The sequence below is a fragment of the Promicromonospora sp. NPDC110617 genome (assembly GCF_055598465.1).
This window is the reverse complement of sequence record NZ_JBVKBM010000002.1, coordinates 1,323,663-1,340,874: the sequence shown is the minus strand read 5'-3', so window position 1 is coordinate 1,340,874 and position 17,212 is coordinate 1,323,663. Positions and strand designations below refer to the sequence as shown.

The window sequence follows — 17,212 nt, the reverse complement described above, 5'->3', positions numbered from 1 at the left end:
CGGCCGGCGGCCGGGCCCTCGTTCACGTCGTGCAGGTCACGCCGGTGTGAGGAGACCTCCGGTCGTCGCCCGCGCGCGGTCGAGCCGTGCGCCGACGTCGGCCCAGTTCGCGAGGTTCCAGAACGCGTTGACGTAGTCCGCCTTGACGTTGAGGTAGTCGAGGTAGAACGCGTGCTCCCACATGTCGAGCATGAGCAGCGGGGTGATCCCCAGGGGCACGTTGGCCTGCTGGTCGAAGAGCTGGAACACCAGCAGCCGCCCGCCGATGCTGTCCCAGCCGAGCACCGCCCAGCCCGAGCCCTGGATACCGGTCGCCGTGGCGGCGAAGTGCGCCTGGAAGGCCGCGAAGCTGCCGAACTGGTCGGTGATCGCGGCCGCCAGCTCACCGTCCGGCTCGCCGCCGCCGTCGGGCGAGAGGTTGTTCCAGAACACGGTGTGGTTGATGTGGCCGCCCAGGTTGAACGCGAGGTTCTTCTCATGCAGGTTCACCGCGGCCAGGTCGCCGCTCTCGCGCGCCTCGGCCAGCGCGTCGAGCGCGGCGTTGGCGCCGGCGACGTACGTGGCGTGGTGCTTGTCGTGGTGCAGCTCCATGATCCGCCCGCTGATGTGCGGTTCGAGCGCGGCGTAGTCGTAGGGCAGGTCAGGCAGGGTGTAGACGGGCATTTCCGGGTCCTCTCGTCGAGTGCTTCCGACGCTAGAACCTCAACCATGGTTCAGATCAAGGGGCCCGGGCCGGGCGGGACGGTGATCGTCGACACACCCGCGCTTGCGCGCGCGCTGGACCCGGGAACGAGAAAGGCCGCCGACCCGCACCCTTGTGCGTGTCAGCGGCCTTCGTCCGGTGGAGCTGGGGGGACTCGAACCCCCGACCCCCTGCATGCCATGCAGGTGCGCTACCAGCTGCGCCACAGCCCCGAACAGCGTTCGCCCAGGTGGGCGAGCGCCGTCAGTCTAGACCGATCCCGGCCCGGAGACCAAAGCGGGCCGGCAGCTCACTTCTTCCTTCGAGGCTTGGCCCGTCGGAGTGCCTCGGCGTCGGCCGGAAACCCGGCTCCGATCCACTCTTCCATCGCGGTCGTCACCAGGTCGTCCGCGAGAGGTTCTACGCAGAACTGCCGAACCTCAGGATGCTCGGACACGTCAGGGCAGGTGGCGTATCCGAGGAGCTGAAGCATTCGTACTCGCACAGGATCGGCAGCCACGACGGCAACAGCGCCGAAGGCGGCCTGGAGCGCCTGCCGGAGTACCGCCTGAGCGACGGTCGAGAGTGCGATGTCCTCCGCTGCCGCAGCCGTGATCAGGTCAGCTGTCTCGTCGGCCAGCCTGTCCGTCAGCTCCTGGATCGCAGCAATCGCCTCCAGCACGGCGGCGCACAGCGTGCACAGGACATGCAGCTGATTCACCGCCGCCTCAAGCGTGTCGGAGTCGTCCTTGGTGAGATCTGCCGACGCGATCGCCTTCACGAACGGCTGGAGCACGTCGGCGATCACGCTACGGGCAAGCTCCTGCTCGCCCGGTGCAGAGCTGTGGACCAGTTCGTCGACGGCGTGGACGACGGCGAAGTCGGTACATGCCTCACCGGTTGCAACGCCTGCCGCCAGGGCCTCCTTCGCGTGCCCCTTGGTGCGAGTGACCAGGCGGCGCGAGTATGCGGGTCGTCTCTCCACGTCCCAGACAAGGGCACGGACACGCTCGGAGTGAGGGCCGCCGTGGAACGCTCCCTCGCACTGGCACCTGCACTGTTCCGGTGTGGTTCGCACAGCATCCGCGCAGTTGACGGCGTGTCCATGGGGCATCAAGCACCTCCGGCAGTTGGGGCCGTCACCGTCGCAGACCGCGTCGCTGAGTGACCAGACGAGGGCTGTGATACTGCCGCGATGCGGAATCGCGGCCACCGTGCGTCCGTCCACCTGTGCGTCAACCAGGACGCAGGACCGCTGTACATGCAGGAGGCGTCGAACCGCAGGATGCGGTTCGACGCCTTGAGGACCTTTTCGCACACCACGTGCCCTGACGTCGTGGTCGTCGCCCTGCCTTGCCGGCTCTCGTCGCGGATCTCGGGGCCGAGGTTGCGAAGGAGCCTGTCGCCACTGGTCAGCCAGTCACCGTGAACGGCACCCGCAGCAGGTCCGCGTCGCGCGACGACGAGCCGACGAGCAGGTCGAAACCGCCCGGCTCGACCACCCGGTCGCCGGCCCGGTCGACGATCGTGCAGTCGGCCACCGGCAGGTCGATCTCGACCACGACGCTCTGCCCGGGGGCGACGTCGACCTGGCGGTAGGCCTTGAGCTCCTTGTCGGTCCAGCTCACGGACGTCACGGTGTCGCTGACGTAGACCTGCACGGTCTCGCGCGCCGGGCGGGAACCCGTGTTGGTCAGGGTCACCCGGGCGTGGACGGTGTCGTCCGGGCCCAGCTCGGCGTCCCGCACCCCGAGGCCGGAGTACTCCACCGTGCTGTAGGACAGGCCCTGCCCGAACACGAAGGCAGGCTCCTGCGTCAGGTCGGCGTACCGGGCGCCGTGCTGGCCACGGATCTGGTTGTAGTACACCGGCTGCTGGCCCACGTGGCGGGCGAACGAGATCGGCAGCCGACCGGACGGCTCGATCAGCCCGAGCAGCAGCTCGGCGACGGCCCGGCCGCCCTCCATGCCCGGGTTCGCCGTCCAGATCACGGCTGAGGCGTTCAGCGCGGACGCGGGCAGCACGAGCGGCTTGGACGCCATGACCACGACGACCATGGGCGTCCCGGTCGCGGCCAGCGCGTCCAGGAGGGCGACCTGCCCGCCGACGAGCTCCAGCGTCGCGGTGGACTTGTACTCGCCGACGAGCTCGACCTGGTCGCCGACCACGGCCACGACGTAGTCGGCGTCCTGCGCCTGGGCCACGGCCTCGGCGATCAGCACCGGGTCGGGGTCGCGGGGGACGGCGATCTTGGGGCGGGGCTGCCCGTCGGGCAGGGTGTCGCCCTCGGGCGGCGAGACCAGGGTGACGATCTCGGCGCCGAGCGCGCTGGTGACCGTCCAGTCCTGCGGGCTCAGGGCACGCAGCCCGTCGAGCACGGTGGTGATCATCTCCCGCGGGTGCCCGTCGGGCAGCCAGTCGGCCTGCCCCGAGCTGCCTGCCCAGTCGCCGAGCTGCGCCTGGGCGGCATCGGCCAGCGGTCCGACGACGGCGACGCGCCGGGGTCGGTCGTCCGCGGAACCGGCCGCGCGGCCGCCGTCGTCCACGCCGGTGAAGCCGCCGGCGAACGGGAGCGCCGCGTCGGTGTTGCGCAGCAGGACCAGCGACCGGCGTGCCACGTCGAGGTTCACGGCGGCGTGCGCGGGGGAGCCGATGAGCGCGCTGTCGCGGTCGAGGGTGGGCCGGCGCGGGTTCTCGAACAGGCCGAGCTCGAACTTCAGCGTCAGGATGCGGGCCACGGCGCGGTCGAGGTCGGACTCCGCGAGCAGGCCCTGGTCGATGGCCTCCTGGGCGCCCTCGAAGAACTGCGGGGTGGTCATCACCATGTCGTTGCCGGCCCGGACGGCCGCCGCGGCGGCGTGGGCGTGGTCGGGCTGGACCTTCTGCTCCCAGACCATCCGGCCCACGTTGTCCCAGTCGGTGATCAGCGTGCCGGTGTAGCCCCACTCGCCGCGCAGGACGTCGTTCAGCAGCCAGTCGTTGATCGTGATCGGCACGCCGTCCATCGACTGGTAGCCCAGCATGAAGGTGGCGCAGCCCTCCTTGGCGACCCGCTCGAACGGGGGCAGGAACCAGGACCGCAGCTTGCGGCGGGAGATGTCCGCCTCGGAGGCGTCGCGCCCGCCCTGCGTCTCGGAGTACCCGGCGAAGTGCTTGGCGGTGGCCAGGATCGCGGTCGGGTCGGCCAGGCCGGCGCCCTGGTAGCCGCGCACCATCGCCGAGGCGAGCTCGCCGATCAGGTACGGGTCCTCGCCGAACGTCTCGTCCACCCGTCCCCAGCGCAGGTCGCGGGCGATGCACAGCACGGGGCTGAAGGTCCAGTGCACACCGGTCGCGGACGCCTCGACCGCGGTGATCCGCGCGGCCTGCTCCAGCAGCGCGGGGTCCCACGTCGCGGCCATCCCGAGCTGCGTCGGGAAGATGGTCGCGCCCTCGAAGAACGAGTGCCCGTGGATGCAGTCCTCGCCCACCAGCAGGGGGATGCGCAGCCGGGTCTGCTCCACCAGGTCGTGCGCGAGCCCTACCCGGTGCGGCGAGGTGTGCAGGATCGATCCCACGTGCTTGCGCAGGATGTCGCCCTCGTAGTCGCCGCGGGCGTCGAGCTGGAGCATCTGCCCCACCTTCTCCGCCACGGTCATCCGGGCCACCAGGTCGGCCACCCGCTCCGCGACCGGGAGGCCGGGGTCGAGGTAGGCCTCTGCCGGGGCGGACGTGTCGTGGACGCTGGTCATCGGGCGCTCCTGTCGGTCTGTGTTCGCACGCCGGAAACCTACCAGTCGCTAGGTAAGGGCCGCCGGGGTGTTCACCTGCCGTGGTCCGGCCTGCCGGGCGGCGGCTACTGTCCCTGTGACGGAGCCGACGCCGATACCGACCCGCGAGGTGCCCATGGCCGACAAGACCGACCTCAAGAAGACCCTCGACGCCTACCGGGCCAAGCGGGACGAGTTCCGGATCGTCGACGTACCCGACCTGCGGTACCTGATGATCGACGGGCACGGCGACCCGAACAGCTCGCCGGCCTTCACCGAGGCGGTCGAGGCCCTGTACCCCGTGGCCTACACGCTCAAGTTCGCCAGCAAGCGCGAGCTCGGGCGCGACTACGTCGTCATGCCGCTGGAGGGGCAGTGGTGGGCCGAGGACATGGGCGCCTTCACGACGGCCCGCGACAAGTCCCGCTGGGACTGGACGCTGCTGATCATGGTCCCGGACTGGACCGACCAGGAGGCGTTCGCCGCCGCGGTGGAGCAGGTCCGGGCCAAGGGCGGCCCGGCCCGGCTCGGCGACGTCCGCCTGGAGACCCTGTCCGAGGGGCGCTGCGTGCAGACGCTGCACGTCGGGCCCTTCGACGCCGAGGCCGCGACGCTCGCGCGGATGCACGACGAGTTCATCCCGGCCCACGGGCTGCGCCGGACCGGCCGGCACCACGAGATCTACCTCAGCGACTTCCGCAGGGGCGCGCCGGAGAAGCAGCGGACGATCCTCCGGCAGCCGGTCGGGCCCGTCGAGCAGGCCGAGGCATCTGCCGCCCTCGACTGATGGCGCAACCACCAGCCCGTACGCTGGCCCGGATGATCGACGGACGACCTGATTCCCGCCCTGGCATCGCGCGGCTGCGCCGGACCTATCTGAGCCTCGGCCTGGGCGAGCTGGTCTCGGTCGCGGTCTTCGTCGTCGTCCAGCCGGTGGTGGCTGCCCGGCTGGGCGACGACGGCGGGCGTGCGCTGTGGTGGGCCATGACGCCGTTGCTGGTCGTCCTGGTCCAGGGTGGTGCGTACTGGCTCGCCGCGCGCACCTGGTTGCCCGGCGCCGGGCGCCCCGGGATGCCGCACCGGGTCGCCCTGGCGTATCGGGCGTTCCGCGTGCTGAACCCGGTCCTGCTCGTGGTCTGCCTCGCAGGGCTGCTGTTGACCACCCCTGGCGCCGGCGCCCTGGTGCTGTGCCTGCTCGTCTGGGTGTTCGGCGCTCTCGAGCACGTGAACTACTTCGTGGTCCGGCTGTCGTACCCGGTCGCCCAGTGGCTGGTGCTGGTCGGCCGACGGCGCACGCCCGCCCTGGTCCGGGACCTCGCCCGGGCCCGGTGACTCGCCCGCCTCATCGTGCCCGCCCGCGGCCGCCCGCCAGCGCGACGAGCGCCGCCGCCACGAGGGCGACGGCCGAGACGCCGAACGCCGTCGTGTAGCCCGCCGCGGTCGGCAGCCCGGTGCCCGCGAGCGTCGTCGCGCCGACGACGGCGGTCGCGACCTGCGCCCCGAGGGAACCACCGATGGTCCGCACGATGGTGTTCACACCCGTGGCCTCCCCGGTCTCGTGCGGTTCGACGGCGCCGACCACCACGTTGGCGAGCGACGAGAAGGCGAACCCGATGCCGACGCCCAGCACACCGGCCCCCGTGGCGACGGCCCACGGGTGCTGGTGGCCCACGGCGAAGGCCGCGAAGCCGATCGCGCCGATGACGCAGGCCGCGACCAGCGTCGCGGTGAACCCGATGCGCGGGCCGAGGCGCCCGGCGAGCGGTCCGGCGAAGAGCATGGTCACGGCCATGGGCAGCAGGTAGAGCCCGGACTCGGTCACGGTGGCGCCGAACCCGTAGCCCGCCTCGGCGGGGGTCTGCACGAGCTGCGGCACCAGGGTGAACGCGCCGTACATGCCGAAGCCGATGATCAGGGCGGTGAGGTTCGCGGTGACGAGGGTCCGGCGGCGCAGCACGCGCAGGTCGACCAGCGGCGCGGTCAGGCGCGACTCCAGCACCACGAAGCCGGCGAACGCGGCGACCGCCACGGCGACCAGGGCGACGACGGCGCCGGGTGCCCAGAGGCGGGACTGGCTGATCGCCAGCAGCAGGGCCGTGAGTGCGACGGTCAGCACGCCGCCGCCGGCCCAGTCGACCCGGCCGCCGAGCCCCGGCCGGTCGGCGTCGACGAACGCCGCGACCGCGGCCAGGGCGAGGGCGATCACGACGAGCGCGGCCCAGAAGAGCCAGGGCCAGCCGAGCGCGTCGATGATCGGGCCCGGCACCACGAGGCCCACCCCGAAGCCGATGCCGAAGATTGCGCTGACGGTCCCGATCGCCACGGGCACGCGGTCCCGGGGGAACGTCTCGCGCACGATCCCGAACGCCAGCGGGAACGTCCCGGCACCCAGGCCCTGGACCGCGCGGGCGGCGACGAGCACGCCGATCGACCCCGGCAGCGCGCCGGCGAGGGCGGCCAGCAGCGTCCCGGCCGCAAGGATCGCCAGGCTCACCAGCAGCAGGCGGCGCCTGCCGAACATGTCGCCCAGGCGCCCGATGATCACCGTGCCCACCGACGACGTGAGCAGGAACGAGCTGATCAGCCACGCCGTCGTCGTCGGCGAGACGTCGAGCTCCCGCTGCAGGTCGGGCAGCGCCGGCACGACCATGGTCTGCAGCAGGGAGAACGAGAGCACGGCCAGCAGCAGCGCGACGAACGGCCCGGCGGTGCCCTGGCGGGCCGCCTCGCGATTTGATGTCATGGCGACATCATTACACTATGTAACGACCTGGTGATAGTGTCTCCACGTGGAACATCCCGCGGGCCGACCCCCGACGCTGCTGGGCCTGCCCTCCTATCTCGCCGGGCACGTCTCGCGCATCGGCCACCGTGCGCTCGTCGCGGATCTGGCGCGGCACGGGCTCCGGCTGCCGCACTTCGCGGTGCTCACCGGGCTGCACGATCTCGGCCCGCTCGGCCAGCACGAGCTCGCCGACCGGCTCGGCCTCAACCGCAGCCACCTGGTCGGATACCTCGACCGGCTCGAGGAGGCGGGCCTGGTCAGCCGGCTCCGCGACCCGGGGGACCGCCGGCGTCTGCAGGTGCAGCTCGAACCCGCGGGCGCGCGTCTCGCGGCCGAGCTGATCGAGGGTGCCCGAGCCGGCGAGGCGGCAGACCTGGCCGTGCTCAGCGCGGACGAGCTGGCCACGTTGACGGGCCTCCTGCGCCGGGTGCTGCTCGCCGACGACGCTGCCGCAGCCGGCGCCGCGGGCGCGGGCTCGTCGTCGGACGAGGGCTGATCGCGAGCGCTCAGCCCCGCAGGTCCTCCACGGAGGCGCCAGGCTGCTCGGTGAGCTCGGCGGCGTCCTGAGTCGCTGCCCAGGAGGCCAGCAGGGCCAGGCCGTCCGCCGCCGGTGAACCGGCCGGCGCCGTGTAGACGTTGAGCACCAGCCCCGGCTCCGACGGCAGCTCCATCGACTCGAAGGTCAGGTCGAGCTGCCCCACCACGGGGTGGCGGAGCCGCTTGAACCCACTGCGGTGCAGCCGCACGTCGTGCGAGGCCCACCGCTGCCGGAACAGCTCGCTCCGCGTGGAGAGCTCGCCGACGAGCTCGATCAGTGCCGGGTCGTGCGGGTTGCGGCCCGCCTCGAGGCGGAGGTAGGAGGCGGAGTCCCGGGCGATCCGCTCCCAGTCGACGAAGAAGTCCCGGGCGGCGGGGTCCAGGTAGACGAACCGCGCGGTGTTCGCCGGGCGGCGCGGGTCGGCCAGGACCGGCGCGTACAGGGCGCGGGCCAGGCGGTTCATCGCGACGATGTCGTGGCGCCCGTTGCGCACCCACGCGGGCGCGTCGCTGATCGCGTCGAGCACCTGCTGGACGGCGGGGCGCACCGTCGTCGGCGCACGGCCACGCCGGGCCTTGCCCGAACCGGCCGAGCGGGCCAGCGTGTACAGGTGCTCGCGCTCGGCCTCGTCGAGCTGCAGCGCCCCGACCAGGGCGTCCAGCACGCCGTCCGAGGCGCCGGACAGGTTCCCGCGCTCCATCCGCACGTAGTAGTCGACCGAGACCCCGGCCAGCATCGCGACCTCCTCGCGACGCAGGCCCTTGACCCGCCGGTTGCCCCCGTAGGCGGGCAGCCCGGCCTGCTCGGGCGTGAGGCGGGCCCGCCGCGAGCTCAGGAACTCGCGGACCTCGGCGCGATGGTCGATCTGTCCCATGCCCCCCACGGTAAGCCGACCCCTGCCGCCGTGGGAGGCACTGGCGTTACCCGGAACGACCGGGACTATCCAGGGCGCGCGGCGTGCTGGGGCGACGTGGCATCCACCCTGGGGACGACGACGGCGTCCACCCTGGGCCCGATGCCGACGGCGGCTCCGCTCGCTAGCGTCGTGGCCATGACCTCGACCGCCCGGACCGCTGCCGACCCGACCGCTGCCGACCCGACCGCGAAGACCCCGGCCGCCCGCGCGCGACTGTCCCACCCGGTGGTACGTGCCGGGGTCGTCGTGGTCCTGAGCTTCGTGCTGGGCGGGCTGACGTCGTACGCCCAGGGGTTCCTGCCGGACGCGTTCGCGTCGTTCGCCAACTCGGCCAGCGGCTGGACCGTGCTCACGGCCCTGCTCGTGTTCTGGTCACGGCTGCGCACCGCGCCCGCCGCGGTGCTCGGCGCGGTGAGCTTCGTGCTGCTCGTGCTCGGGTACACGGTCGCGGCCCAGGTGCGGGGCTACGTGTACGACCCGCTCCTGTTTTCGGCGGTGGGCCTCGTAGCCGGCCCGTTCGTGGGTGTCGCCGCGTCCTGGCTGCGCGCCACCGGCGTCCGGGCGGCGCTCGGCACCGCGCTGCTCGCGGGCATCGGGGTGGGGGAGTCGGTCTACGGGCTGACGGTGATCCGGGAGACGACCAGCCCCGTCTACTGGACCGTGATCGGCATCGCGGGGCTCGCGCTGGTGGCCGGTCAGCTTGTCCGCCGGGTTCGTGGCGCGCTGCCGGTGGCTCTGGCCGCGGGCGGCACGCTGCTCGTCGCGGCGGCCTTCTACCTCGCCTACTCCAGCCTGTAGGGGTTGCCTTCGACGGCGCGGCTGCCCGGTCGGCCGGTCTTAGGGCGCGACCAGCCGGTCCAGCAGCCGGTCGAGGAGCTGGCCGGCGCGCGCGCCGGCGGTCTCGTCGACCAGGAGGGTCTGGGCCAGCCCGCTCGCGGCGGCCACGATCAGCTCGGCATCCAGCTCGGCGTCCAGGTCCGTGTCGGAGGCCGCCGCGCCCGCGCGGGCGCGGCGGAGCTGGTCCGCGATCGCCGCGACCAGATAGCGCGGCGCGCCCAACGTGTCCTCCCCGTCGACGTCGGAGGCGGTGAGGGCGGCCGTGTGGAACGCGTTGAGCACCACGGTGTCCTGCCGTCGCGGGTCGTCGGTCGGCAGGAGCTCGACGAGGAGCGCTCGGACGACCTCGCGCGGTGCCGGATCCTCGCCGAGCATGCCGAGGCGGCGGGTGAACCGGGTGCCGGCCTCGGCCACGACGGCCTGATGGGTGGCCAGCAGGAACGCGCGCTTGGTGCCGAAGTAGTACTGGACCAGGCGCACCGAGATGCCCGCCTCGGCGGCCACCGACTGGAAGGTCGCGGCCTCCAGCCCGGCGCGGGCGACGACCCGCCGTGCGGCGTCGGTGATCTGCGTGCGCCGTTGATCGTGGTCGGCCAGCCGGGGCATGCGGTCCCGTCCTCTCGTGCTGCGCGCGGCCCGTCCGGACCGGTAATGGTATGCCTGCACCATCATAAATGATACGTTCATACCAACAAGACGACGGGCGGGAGGCGCCATGGCCAGGATCGGGCGGTTCAAGAACGAGACGGCGCGCGAGGAGTACCTGCGCGCCTACGCGGCGATGGAAGGGCTCTGGCCCCTGCCGTCGACGGTGTCCGACGTCCCGACCGCGTACGGGAGCACCCATGTGCGGCGGTCGGGTTCCGGTGCCGGGCTGCCGGTCGTGCTGCTCCACGGGTTCGGCGGCAACAGCCTGTTCTGGCACGACGTGGTCGAGGACCTGGCGCGCGACCGCGTCGTCGTCGCCCTGGACACCGTCGGCTCGGCCGGGCGCAGCGTGCAGACCGCGCCCCTGGGGCGCGACGCGGACTACGGCGCCTGGTTCGCGCAGGTGCTGGACGGGCTCGGCCTGGACCGCGCCCACGTGCTGGGGGAGTCCCTGGGTGCCTGGCATGCGACGCTGACGGCGCTGCACGCGCCGGACCGGGTGGCGAGCGTGTCCCTGATCGAGCCCAACGGCGTGTTCACCCGGACGCCGACCCGTGCCCTGCTGAAGATGCTCCGGTTCGGCGCGAACCCGACCGACGAGGGCTGGCGCCGGATGCGCGAGTGGCTCACGCCGGGGACCGAGCCGACGGACGTCGAGCTGGCGTGCATGAAGGCCGCGCAGGGCTATCGGACCGGGGCGGGCTGGGCACGCCCGCTCAAGGATGCCGAGCTGGCCTCGATCGCCGCGCCGCTGCTGGCGGTCTACGGCGCAGAGTCCGTGCTCTCGGCACCCGACGCTGCGCGGCGCCGGCTTGCCGAACGTCTCCCCGGGGCTGAGGTCGAGATCGTCCCCGGCGGCGGGCACGGGGTGCGTGGGCAGGTCCCGGGCCAGGTCGGCGCACGGGTCGCGCGGTTCGTCGGGCAGCACGACCCGTCGGTGCGCGTCGACGGCTGAGCCCCAGGGGCGGTCGGGATCCGGGCCACGAGCAGGTCAAGGCTGTTTGAGAATCGTTCTCATTTCTGGTTGACTCCTCCTCGGTAACGAGAATGATTGTCATTCTAGATGGAAGGAGCGGGCGGCCCCGGCCGCCCGACCAACGATGAGAAATCACCGAACCCGCGCGGCCGCCGGCCTCGGCGCGGCACTGTCCCTCGTCCTCCTGAGCGCCTGCGCCGCGGAGGGCGCGGCGTCCGGCTCGGCCTCGGGGTCGGCGGAGGCCGACGAGCACGAGGTGCACGACGAACACGCGGCGCCCGACGCCACCGAGGCCCAGGCGCGCACGCCCCGGGTCGCGGTCACGTACGACGGCGGCGTCCTGGTGCTCGACGCGATGAGCCTCGAACCCGTGGGCGAGATCGAGCTGGAGGGCTTCACCCGCCTCAACCCGGCGGGCGACGAGCGCCACCTGATGGTCTCGACGACCGGCGGCTTCCAGGCGCTCGACCTGGGCTCCTGGGCCGAGGCGCACGGCGACCACTCCCACTACTGGACGGCCGGGCCGACCCTGACCGACGTCATGTACGAGGCGTCCGAGCCCGGTCACGTCGTGGTCCACGAGGGCCGCACCGCGCTGTTCGACGACGGCACCGGCCTGGTGCGTGTGCTCGACTCGGCGCACGTGGCCGACGCCGACGCGGCGGCCCGCGAGTACACGACGCCGTCGGCCCACCACGGTGTGGCCGTCGAGCTGACCGACGACACGCTCGTGGTCTCCGAGGGCACCGAGGACGCGCGTACCGGCATCCGGGTGCTGGACGGGGACGACAAGGAGATCGCGGCCTCCGACGAGTGCCCCGGCGTGCACGGCGAGGCCGTGGCGGCGGACGAGGCCGTCGTCATCGGCTGCGAGGACGGCGCCGTCGTCTACGCGGACGGCAAGATCACCAAGGTCCAGTCCCCGGACGACTACGGCCGCATCGGCAACCAGGCCGGCACCGAGGAGTCGCCGGTCGTGCTGGGCGACTACAAGACCGACCAGGACGCCGAGCTGGAGCGGCCCACGCAGGTGTCGCTGATCGACACACGGACCGGCGACCTCCGGCTGGTCGACCTGCCGTCGTCGTACACCTTCCGGTCGCTCGCCCGGGGTGACGCCGGCGAGGCGCTCGTGCTGGGTACGGACGGCCAGGTGCACGTGATCGACCCGGAGTCGGGCGAGCTGACGAAGTCGATCGCGGTGATCGACGAGTGGGAGGAGCCGGTCGAGTGGCAGGAGCCGCGGCCCGCGATCCTCACCCTGGACGGCTCGGTCTACGTGACCGACCCCGCGACCGACTCGATCCACGCCGTCGACGTCGAGACGGGCGAGGTCTGGAAGTCGGCCGACCTCGGCGTCACCCCGAACGAGCTGGCCGGCGTCACGGGCGGCGAGCCGCACACCCACTGACAACACGTTGAGTGCTGGGTATTTGTGCTTCCCGGGCCTCGGGAGGAACAAATGCCCAGCACTCAACGGGGTGGTTGGGGTCAGGGCTGGGAGAAGAAGGTGCGGATGTCCTCGACCAGGACGTCCGGGACCTCCATCGCCGCGTAGTGGCCGCCGTTCGGGTACTCGGACCAGTGCTGGATGTTGGCGTTGTCGCGCTCGGCGAAGGCCCGGATGGTCTTGAAGTCGTCGGCGAAGACGGCGACGCCGATCCGGCCCTGGCTCACGACCGGCTCCGCGCCGGACCGTGCCTCGGTGTAGTGGTAGCGCGTCGAGGTGGCCGACGTGTTGGTCAGCCAGTAGAGGGTGACCTGGGCCAGGACCTGGTCGCGCGAGACCAGGCTCGTGCCGTTGCCGAAGCTCTCGAACAGCTCGTTGTAGGCGAGCTGCCCGACCGGCGAGTCGCTGAGCGCCGCGGCCACGGTCTGCGGCCGGGAGCCGTTCATCGTGTTGTAGGCGCCCACGCTCTGGAACCACTGCAGGTGCTCCAGGGCTGCGAACTCCTTGGGGCCGAACCCGTCCATCTCGCCCTCGGCGCCCGTCGGGAACGAGAAGAGCTGGAGCAGGTGCGCCCCCTGGAAGCCCTCGGGGTCGAGCACCGCCAGCTCGCGGCCGATCATGGCGCCGGCGTCGCTGCCGTGGGTGCCGTAGGACTCGTAGCCGAGCCGGCGCATCAGGGCGTCCAGGGTGCGGGCGGCGCGGCCCATGGTCCAGCTCCCGCCGTCGGCCGGCTCGCTCAGCGGGATGCTGAAGCCGAAGCCGGGGACGGACGGGACCACCACGTGGAAGGCGTCCTCGGCGCGGCCGCCGTGCGCGACGGGGTCGGTGAGCGGGCCGATCATGTCGAGGAAGTCGAGCACCGAGCCCGGGTAGGTGTGGGTCAGGAGCAGCGGCCGCGCACCCGGCTCGGCCGAGCGGACGTGCAGGAAGTGGACGTTCTGGCCGTCGATCTCGGTCAGGAACTGCGGGAACGCGTTGACGCGCTCCTCCACCGCGCGCCAGTCGAAGGAGGTGCGCCACTGCTCGACCGACTCGCGCAGGTAGGACTCGGGCGTGCCGTAGTCCCACGAGTCGCCCGGCGCGGCCGGGGCGAAGCGGGTGCGGTCGAGGCGGTCGTTCAGGTCGTCGAGGTCGGCCTGGGGGATGTCGATGCGGAAGGGGCGGATGCTGGTGTCGTTGGTGTTCATGTCTCCGACACTACGAGCGGTTCAGGAACAGTTCTTTCCTCTATTCTGAACGGGTTCCCGATCTTTTTTCAGATGCCGGTGCGGAGGAGCCACGATGACGACGACGGCGGGGCGGCTGCTCGCCCTTCTGGGCCTGCTCCAGTCGCGTGCCGAGTGGACCGGGCCGGAGCTCGCGGCGCGACTGGACGTCACCGACCGCACGGTGCGCAACGACGTCGCGCGCCTGCGCGACCTGGGGTACCCGGTCGACTCGGTGCGCGGCCCCGGCGGCCGCTACCGGCTGGGGGTGGGCGGCAAGCTGCCCCCGCTGGTGCTCGACGACGAGGAGGCGGTCGCCATCGCGGTCGGGCTGCGGGCCGCGAACACCGTGGCGGGCATCGAGGAGTCCAGCGCCCGCGCGCTCGGCAAGCTGGAGCAGGTCCTGCCGGACCGGCTGCGGCACCAGGTCGCCGCGCTGCGCGACGCGACGGACGCCGGGCCCGTGAACACCGACAGCAACGTCGAGGACCCCGTCGTCGACCCCGCGCTACTCACCGAGCTGGCCGCGGCGATCCGTGACCACCAGGGCCTGCGCGTCTGGTTCCGCGAGGAGCCGCGGGAGGTGGAGCCGGTCCGGCTCGTGGCCTGGCAGCGCCGCTGGTACCTCGTGGGGCGGGACGTCGGCTCGGGGCGCTGGGAGCCCTTCCGCGTCGACTGGCTGCAGCTGCGCCGCCCCGGCGGACGCCGCTTCACGCCCGTGGAGCCGCCGTTCGACCTGACCGAGTTCGTGGTGCGCGAGGTGGCCCGGACGGGCTGGGCGGTGCACACCCGGATCGTCGTGCACGCCCCGGTGCACGAGGTGCTCGACCGCATCAACCCGGCCGTGGGCACGGTGGAGCCGAGGGACGACACGTCCTGCCTGCTGGTCACCGGCGGGGACAGCATCGAGACCGTGGCCGTGTGGATCGGCATGCTGGGCTTGGACTTCACGGTCACCGGGCCGCAGGGCCTCGTGGACCACCTGAACGTGCTGTCCCGGCGGTACGACCGGGCGGTGCGTTGAGCCGCCTGGGTCCTCCGGCTGACCGCGGACCCGCTCTGGACGAGGTGGGACCCGGCAGCGGGGCTCGCGGAGTGGGTCATGTACGCCGTCGTGCAGGCGATCGCCGAAGAGTACCTGACCGGTGGTGCCGGGCGGGGGTCCCGGTCGGCCGACGACGGGGTGGTCTGGCTCGTTCTCGACGACTAGGACGTGTCTCCCAGCGGTCGCAGAGTGCGCCACGTTCAGCCTTCGGCAACGCTGTTGGTCTGCCGGCCTATGCGGTGGGGGCGAACTGGATGCCCATGACCGCACGGACGGCGGCTCGACCGGAGGCGTCATCGGCGATGTGGGCCATCCCGATCTGGCTGCCTCTGTGGCGTACCCGCGGCCTTGAAGCTCGTGACGGACGTGGTACCCGACTTCAAGCTTCGTCGTGTCGTTGACCGTCTGCCACGTCAGCCCGCAGTCGCCGACGAACTGCCCGTCGTGAGTCTCGACGACCCACAGTCCACAGCCGTGCTCGGCATAGTCGCGCTGGTTCCAGGCGATCCATGCAGCGGCTTCCTGCCTGGTCTTGGGAGCCGGGTAGTACGCCATGACGTTCGGGTCGCCCAGCAGCGCCGCCATGGCGTCGAGATCCTCGTCAGCCATGTCACGAAAGCGCAGGCGCGCGGTAGCACTAGGCGGCATCCCATGAACGTATCGCTCACCGGCGCAGCCAGTCGACGATCGCCGCCGCCCTCGCCCCGTCTACGCCAGCATCCCGCGCAGCATCGCCCCGAGGATCCGGGCCAGCCGCGGCTCGACGTCGACCAGGGCGTGCGACAGCCGGGGGTCCGAGCGGTAGAGCGCGGCGACCTCCGGGCCCGGCGTCGCGATCTGGTGGAACGTGCCCGCCAGGGACGTCGCCGCCGCGACCAGGTCGACGCCGTCCTGCTCGGTCAGGCCGGGCAGGGCCGCGCGGACCGCCGGGACGATCTGGTCCAGCCCGTCGCGCGTGGTCAGCTTGAACTCCCGCACCTTCTCCACCGACACGTTGCGCTCGAGGTTCAGCGGCGTCTGCGCGAGCAGGTCGCAGAACATGCCGCGCTCCGCGAGCGTGGCGGCGACCGCCGCGGCGACCGAGTCGGCGTCCGGCCGCTCGATGGCACCGACCCGCTTCGCGAGGGCCGGCGCCCAGTCCTGCCAACCCTCGGCGGTGAGCCGCAGGAAGATCTCCTCGCGCGTCTCGAAGTACCGCAGCATCGCGGACTTGTGCATGTCCACGGCGGAGGCGATGTCGGTGAGCGTCACCTCCCGGATGCCGCGCTCGGTGCCGAGCCGGCGGGCGGCGTCCAGGATGGCGGCCTCTCGCAGCAGCTTGGCCTCGGGGGAGCGGGCGCGCTGGAAGTCGGGAGTCGTCATGGTCACATCTTAGCGCAACGGGGTTGCGTAAGTTAGAGCAACGGTGTTGTATTAACGACATGCAGAAGACATGGTTCATCACCGGTTCGTCCCGCGGCTTCGGCCGCAACCTGGTGCTCGCTGCGCTGGCCGCCGGCGACCGGGTCGCCGCCACCGCGCGCCGCCCCGAGCAGCTCGACGACCTCGTCGCGGAGTACGGCGAGCGGATCCTCCCGCTCCGCCTCGACGTGACCGACCAGGACGGCGCCCGCGCCGCGCTGGCCGAGGCGGCGGAGCGGTTCGGACGCGTCGACGTCATCGTCAACAACGCGGGCTACGCCAACGTGGCCCCGATCGAGACGGCGGACGACGCCGACGTCCGCACCCAGTTCGAGACCAACTTCTGGGGCGTCTACAACGTCTCGAAGGCGGCGATCCCGCTGCTGCGGCAGCAGGGCGGCGGCCTCGTCATCCAGTTCTCCTCGGTCGGCGGCCGGGTCGGCGGCTCGCCGGGCATCGCGTCCTACCAGGCGGCGAAGTTCGCCATCGACGGCTTCAGCCGCGTGCTCCGCGCCGAGACGGCGCCCTTCGGCGTCAAGGTGCTCGTCGTCGAGCCGAGCGGGTTCCGCACCGACTGGGCCGGCGCGTCGATGACCGTGCACGACGCCCCCGCCGGGTACGAGTCCACCGTGGGTGCGATGAACGCCCGCATGCGCCAGGCCGGTGCGGGTGCGGCGGGCGATCCGGCGCGGGCGGCCCAGATCCTCGTCGCGCTCGCGTCGCGCGACGACCTGCCCGACAACCTGCCGCTCGGGGTGAACGCCACCGAGATGTCCGTGGCGCAGGACCGCCGGCTCCTGGAGTCGGACGAGCGGTGGAGCGCGGTGAGCCGGTCGGCGGACTTCGGCGAGCCGTTCCCGGTCGCGCTGCCGTAGTCGCACACTGCCGGTCGAGCTTGTCGAGACCCAGGTGCGGTCTCGACAAGCTCGACCGCCGGGGCTGCTCATCTGTGAGTGTCATCGTGCTCATCTGTTAGCCTG

16 protein-coding genes, 1 tRNA gene and 1 pseudogene are annotated in these 17,212 nt (G+C 72.2%); 8 read left to right on the top strand and 10 right to left on the bottom strand.

Annotated features, from left to right (window positions below):
* Window positions 1–36 precede the first annotated feature (36 nt).
* The 4 genes from ACZ7LE_RS16780 to ACZ7LE_RS16765 all read right to left on the bottom strand — a co-directional run bounded on the left by ACZ7LE_RS16780 (window position 37) and on the right by ACZ7LE_RS16765 (window position 4,413).
* Complete coding sequence (locus ACZ7LE_RS16780; RefSeq protein ID WP_470404377.1) at window positions 37–663, bottom strand: superoxide dismutase; 627 nt, start codon at window positions 661–663, stop codon at window positions 37–39.
* A 179-nt stretch (window positions 664–842) separates the two neighbouring features.
* Window positions 843–915 (bottom strand) — tRNA-Ala (locus tag ACZ7LE_RS16775).
* A gap of 77 nt (window positions 916–992) precedes the next feature.
* The gene (locus tag ACZ7LE_RS16770) at window positions 993–1,667 is read right to left on the bottom strand and encodes a hypothetical protein (protein ID WP_470404376.1); all 675 of its coding nucleotides are present in this window, start codon (window positions 1,665–1,667) and stop codon (window positions 993–995) included.
* A gap of 427 nt (window positions 1,668–2,094) precedes the next feature.
* The gene (locus tag ACZ7LE_RS16765) at window positions 2,095–4,413 is read right to left on the bottom strand and encodes an exo-beta-d-1,3/1,6-glucosidase (protein ID WP_470404375.1); all 2,319 of its coding nucleotides are present in this window, start codon (window positions 4,411–4,413) and stop codon (window positions 2,095–2,097) included.
* A gap of 154 nt (window positions 4,414–4,567) precedes the next feature.
* Between ACZ7LE_RS16765 and ACZ7LE_RS16760 the strand changes: the two genes are divergently transcribed.
* The gene (locus tag ACZ7LE_RS16760; protein ID WP_470404374.1) at window positions 4,568–5,218 is read left to right on the top strand and encodes a GyrI-like domain-containing protein; all 651 of its coding nucleotides are present in this window, start codon (window positions 4,568–4,570) and stop codon (window positions 5,216–5,218) included.
* 32 nt (window positions 5,219–5,250) lie between these two features.
* Window positions 5,251–5,763 carry a hypothetical protein gene (locus ACZ7LE_RS16755; RefSeq protein ID WP_470404373.1) on the top strand — a complete coding sequence of 171 codons (513 nt, stop codon included), beginning with the start codon at window positions 5,251–5,253 and terminating at the stop codon, window positions 5,761–5,763.
* Window positions 5,764–5,773: 10 nt separating this feature from the next.
* Here ACZ7LE_RS16755 and ACZ7LE_RS16750 read toward each other — a convergent pair whose 3' ends face one another.
* Window positions 5,774–7,174, bottom strand: coding sequence for an MFS transporter (locus ACZ7LE_RS16750; protein WP_470404372.1), 1,401 nt, complete (start codon window positions 7,172–7,174; stop codon window positions 5,774–5,776).
* A gap of 46 nt (window positions 7,175–7,220) precedes the next feature.
* Between ACZ7LE_RS16750 and ACZ7LE_RS16745 the strand changes: the two genes are divergently transcribed.
* On the top strand, window positions 7,221–7,712 hold the full coding sequence (locus tag ACZ7LE_RS16745) for a MarR family winged helix-turn-helix transcriptional regulator (protein WP_470404371.1): 492 nt from the start codon (window positions 7,221–7,223) through the stop codon (window positions 7,710–7,712).
* 10 nt (window positions 7,713–7,722) lie between these two features.
* Here ACZ7LE_RS16745 and ACZ7LE_RS16740 read toward each other — a convergent pair whose 3' ends face one another.
* Complete coding sequence (locus tag ACZ7LE_RS16740) at window positions 7,723–8,628, bottom strand: helix-turn-helix transcriptional regulator (RefSeq protein ID WP_470404370.1); 906 nt, start codon at window positions 8,626–8,628, stop codon at window positions 7,723–7,725.
* 177 nt (window positions 8,629–8,805) lie between these two features.
* Between ACZ7LE_RS16740 and ACZ7LE_RS16735 the strand changes: the two genes are divergently transcribed.
* Window positions 8,806–9,468: a DUF6518 family protein gene (locus ACZ7LE_RS16735; protein ID WP_470404369.1), complete on the top strand. Its 663-nt coding sequence runs from the start codon at window positions 8,806–8,808 to the stop codon at window positions 9,466–9,468.
* Window positions 9,469–9,507: 39 nt separating this feature from the next.
* Here ACZ7LE_RS16735 and ACZ7LE_RS16730 read toward each other — a convergent pair whose 3' ends face one another.
* A complete protein-coding gene (locus tag ACZ7LE_RS16730) occupies window positions 9,508–10,113 on the bottom strand; it encodes a TetR/AcrR family transcriptional regulator (protein ID WP_470404368.1) in 606 nt (201 codons plus the stop codon).
* 109 nt (window positions 10,114–10,222) lie between these two features.
* On the opposite strand from ACZ7LE_RS16730, the gene ACZ7LE_RS16725 reads away from it, so the two are divergent.
* Window positions 10,223–11,110 carry an alpha/beta fold hydrolase gene (locus ACZ7LE_RS16725; protein ID WP_470404367.1) on the top strand — a complete coding sequence of 296 codons (888 nt, stop codon included), beginning with the start codon at window positions 10,223–10,225 and terminating at the stop codon, window positions 11,108–11,110.
* 145 nt (window positions 11,111–11,255) lie between these two features.
* Window positions 11,256–12,542 (top strand): zinc metallochaperone AztD, encoded by a 1,287-nt coding sequence (aztD, locus tag ACZ7LE_RS16720; RefSeq protein WP_470404366.1) that lies wholly within the window; start codon window positions 11,256–11,258, stop codon window positions 12,540–12,542.
* 80 nt (window positions 12,543–12,622) lie between these two features.
* Here aztD and ACZ7LE_RS16715 read toward each other — a convergent pair whose 3' ends face one another.
* Complete coding sequence (locus ACZ7LE_RS16715; protein WP_470404365.1) at window positions 12,623–13,768, bottom strand: epoxide hydrolase family protein; 1,146 nt, start codon at window positions 13,766–13,768, stop codon at window positions 12,623–12,625.
* Between the two features lie 94 nt (window positions 13,769–13,862).
* On the opposite strand from ACZ7LE_RS16715, the gene ACZ7LE_RS16710 reads away from it, so the two are divergent.
* Window positions 13,863–14,810 carry a helix-turn-helix transcriptional regulator gene (locus ACZ7LE_RS16710; protein WP_470404364.1) on the top strand — a complete coding sequence of 316 codons (948 nt, stop codon included), beginning with the start codon at window positions 13,863–13,865 and terminating at the stop codon, window positions 14,808–14,810.
* A gap of 342 nt (window positions 14,811–15,152) precedes the next feature.
* Here ACZ7LE_RS16710 and ACZ7LE_RS16705 read toward each other — a convergent pair.
* Window positions 15,153–15,479, bottom strand: a pseudogene (locus tag ACZ7LE_RS16705) (GNAT family N-acetyltransferase); the annotation flags it as partial.
* A 60-nt stretch (window positions 15,480–15,539) separates the two neighbouring features.
* A complete protein-coding gene (locus ACZ7LE_RS16700) occupies window positions 15,540–16,193 on the bottom strand; it encodes a TetR/AcrR family transcriptional regulator (protein ID WP_470404363.1) in 654 nt (217 codons plus the stop codon).
* A 59-nt stretch (window positions 16,194–16,252) separates the two neighbouring features.
* Between ACZ7LE_RS16700 and ACZ7LE_RS16695 the strand changes: the two genes are divergently transcribed.
* On the top strand, window positions 16,253–17,107 hold the full coding sequence (locus ACZ7LE_RS16695; RefSeq protein WP_470404362.1) for an SDR family NAD(P)-dependent oxidoreductase: 855 nt from the start codon (window positions 16,253–16,255) through the stop codon (window positions 17,105–17,107).
* Window positions 17,108–17,212: the final 105 nt, after the last annotated feature.

Coding starts and splice junctions, on each gene's coding strand:
- ACZ7LE_RS16780 (WP_470404377.1), bottom strand. CDS start 663: ATGCCCGTCTACACCCTGCCTGACCTGCCCTACGACTACGCCGCGCTC.
- ACZ7LE_RS16765 (WP_470404375.1), bottom strand. CDS start 4,413: ATGACCAGCGTCCACGACACGTCCGCCCCGGCAGAGGCCTACCTCGAC.
- ACZ7LE_RS16760 (WP_470404374.1), top strand. CDS start 4,568: ATGGCCGACAAGACCGACCTCAAGAAGACCCTCGACGCCTACCGGGCC.
- ACZ7LE_RS16755 (WP_470404373.1), top strand. CDS start 5,251: ATGATCGACGGACGACCTGATTCCCGCCCTGGCATCGCGCGGCTGCGC.
- ACZ7LE_RS16750 (WP_470404372.1), bottom strand. CDS start 7,174: ATGACATCAAATCGCGAGGCGGCCCGCCAGGGCACCGCCGGGCCGTTC.
- ACZ7LE_RS16740 (WP_470404370.1), bottom strand. CDS start 8,628: ATGGGACAGATCGACCATCGCGCCGAGGTCCGCGAGTTCCTGAGCTCG.
- ACZ7LE_RS16735 (WP_470404369.1), top strand. CDS start 8,806: ATGACCTCGACCGCCCGGACCGCTGCCGACCCGACCGCTGCCGACCCG.
- ACZ7LE_RS16730 (WP_470404368.1), bottom strand. CDS start 10,113: ATGCCCCGGCTGGCCGACCACGATCAACGGCGCACGCAGATCACCGAC.
- ACZ7LE_RS16725 (WP_470404367.1), top strand. CDS start 10,223: ATGGCCAGGATCGGGCGGTTCAAGAACGAGACGGCGCGCGAGGAGTAC.
- aztD (WP_470404366.1), top strand. CDS start 11,256: ATGAGAAATCACCGAACCCGCGCGGCCGCCGGCCTCGGCGCGGCACTG.
- ACZ7LE_RS16715 (WP_470404365.1), bottom strand. CDS start 13,768: ATGAACACCAACGACACCAGCATCCGCCCCTTCCGCATCGACATCCCC.
- ACZ7LE_RS16710 (WP_470404364.1), top strand. CDS start 13,863: ATGACGACGACGGCGGGGCGGCTGCTCGCCCTTCTGGGCCTGCTCCAG.
- ACZ7LE_RS16700 (WP_470404363.1), bottom strand. CDS start 16,193: ATGACGACTCCCGACTTCCAGCGCGCCCGCTCCCCCGAGGCCAAGCTG.
- ACZ7LE_RS16695 (WP_470404362.1), top strand. CDS start 16,253: ATGCAGAAGACATGGTTCATCACCGGTTCGTCCCGCGGCTTCGGCCGC.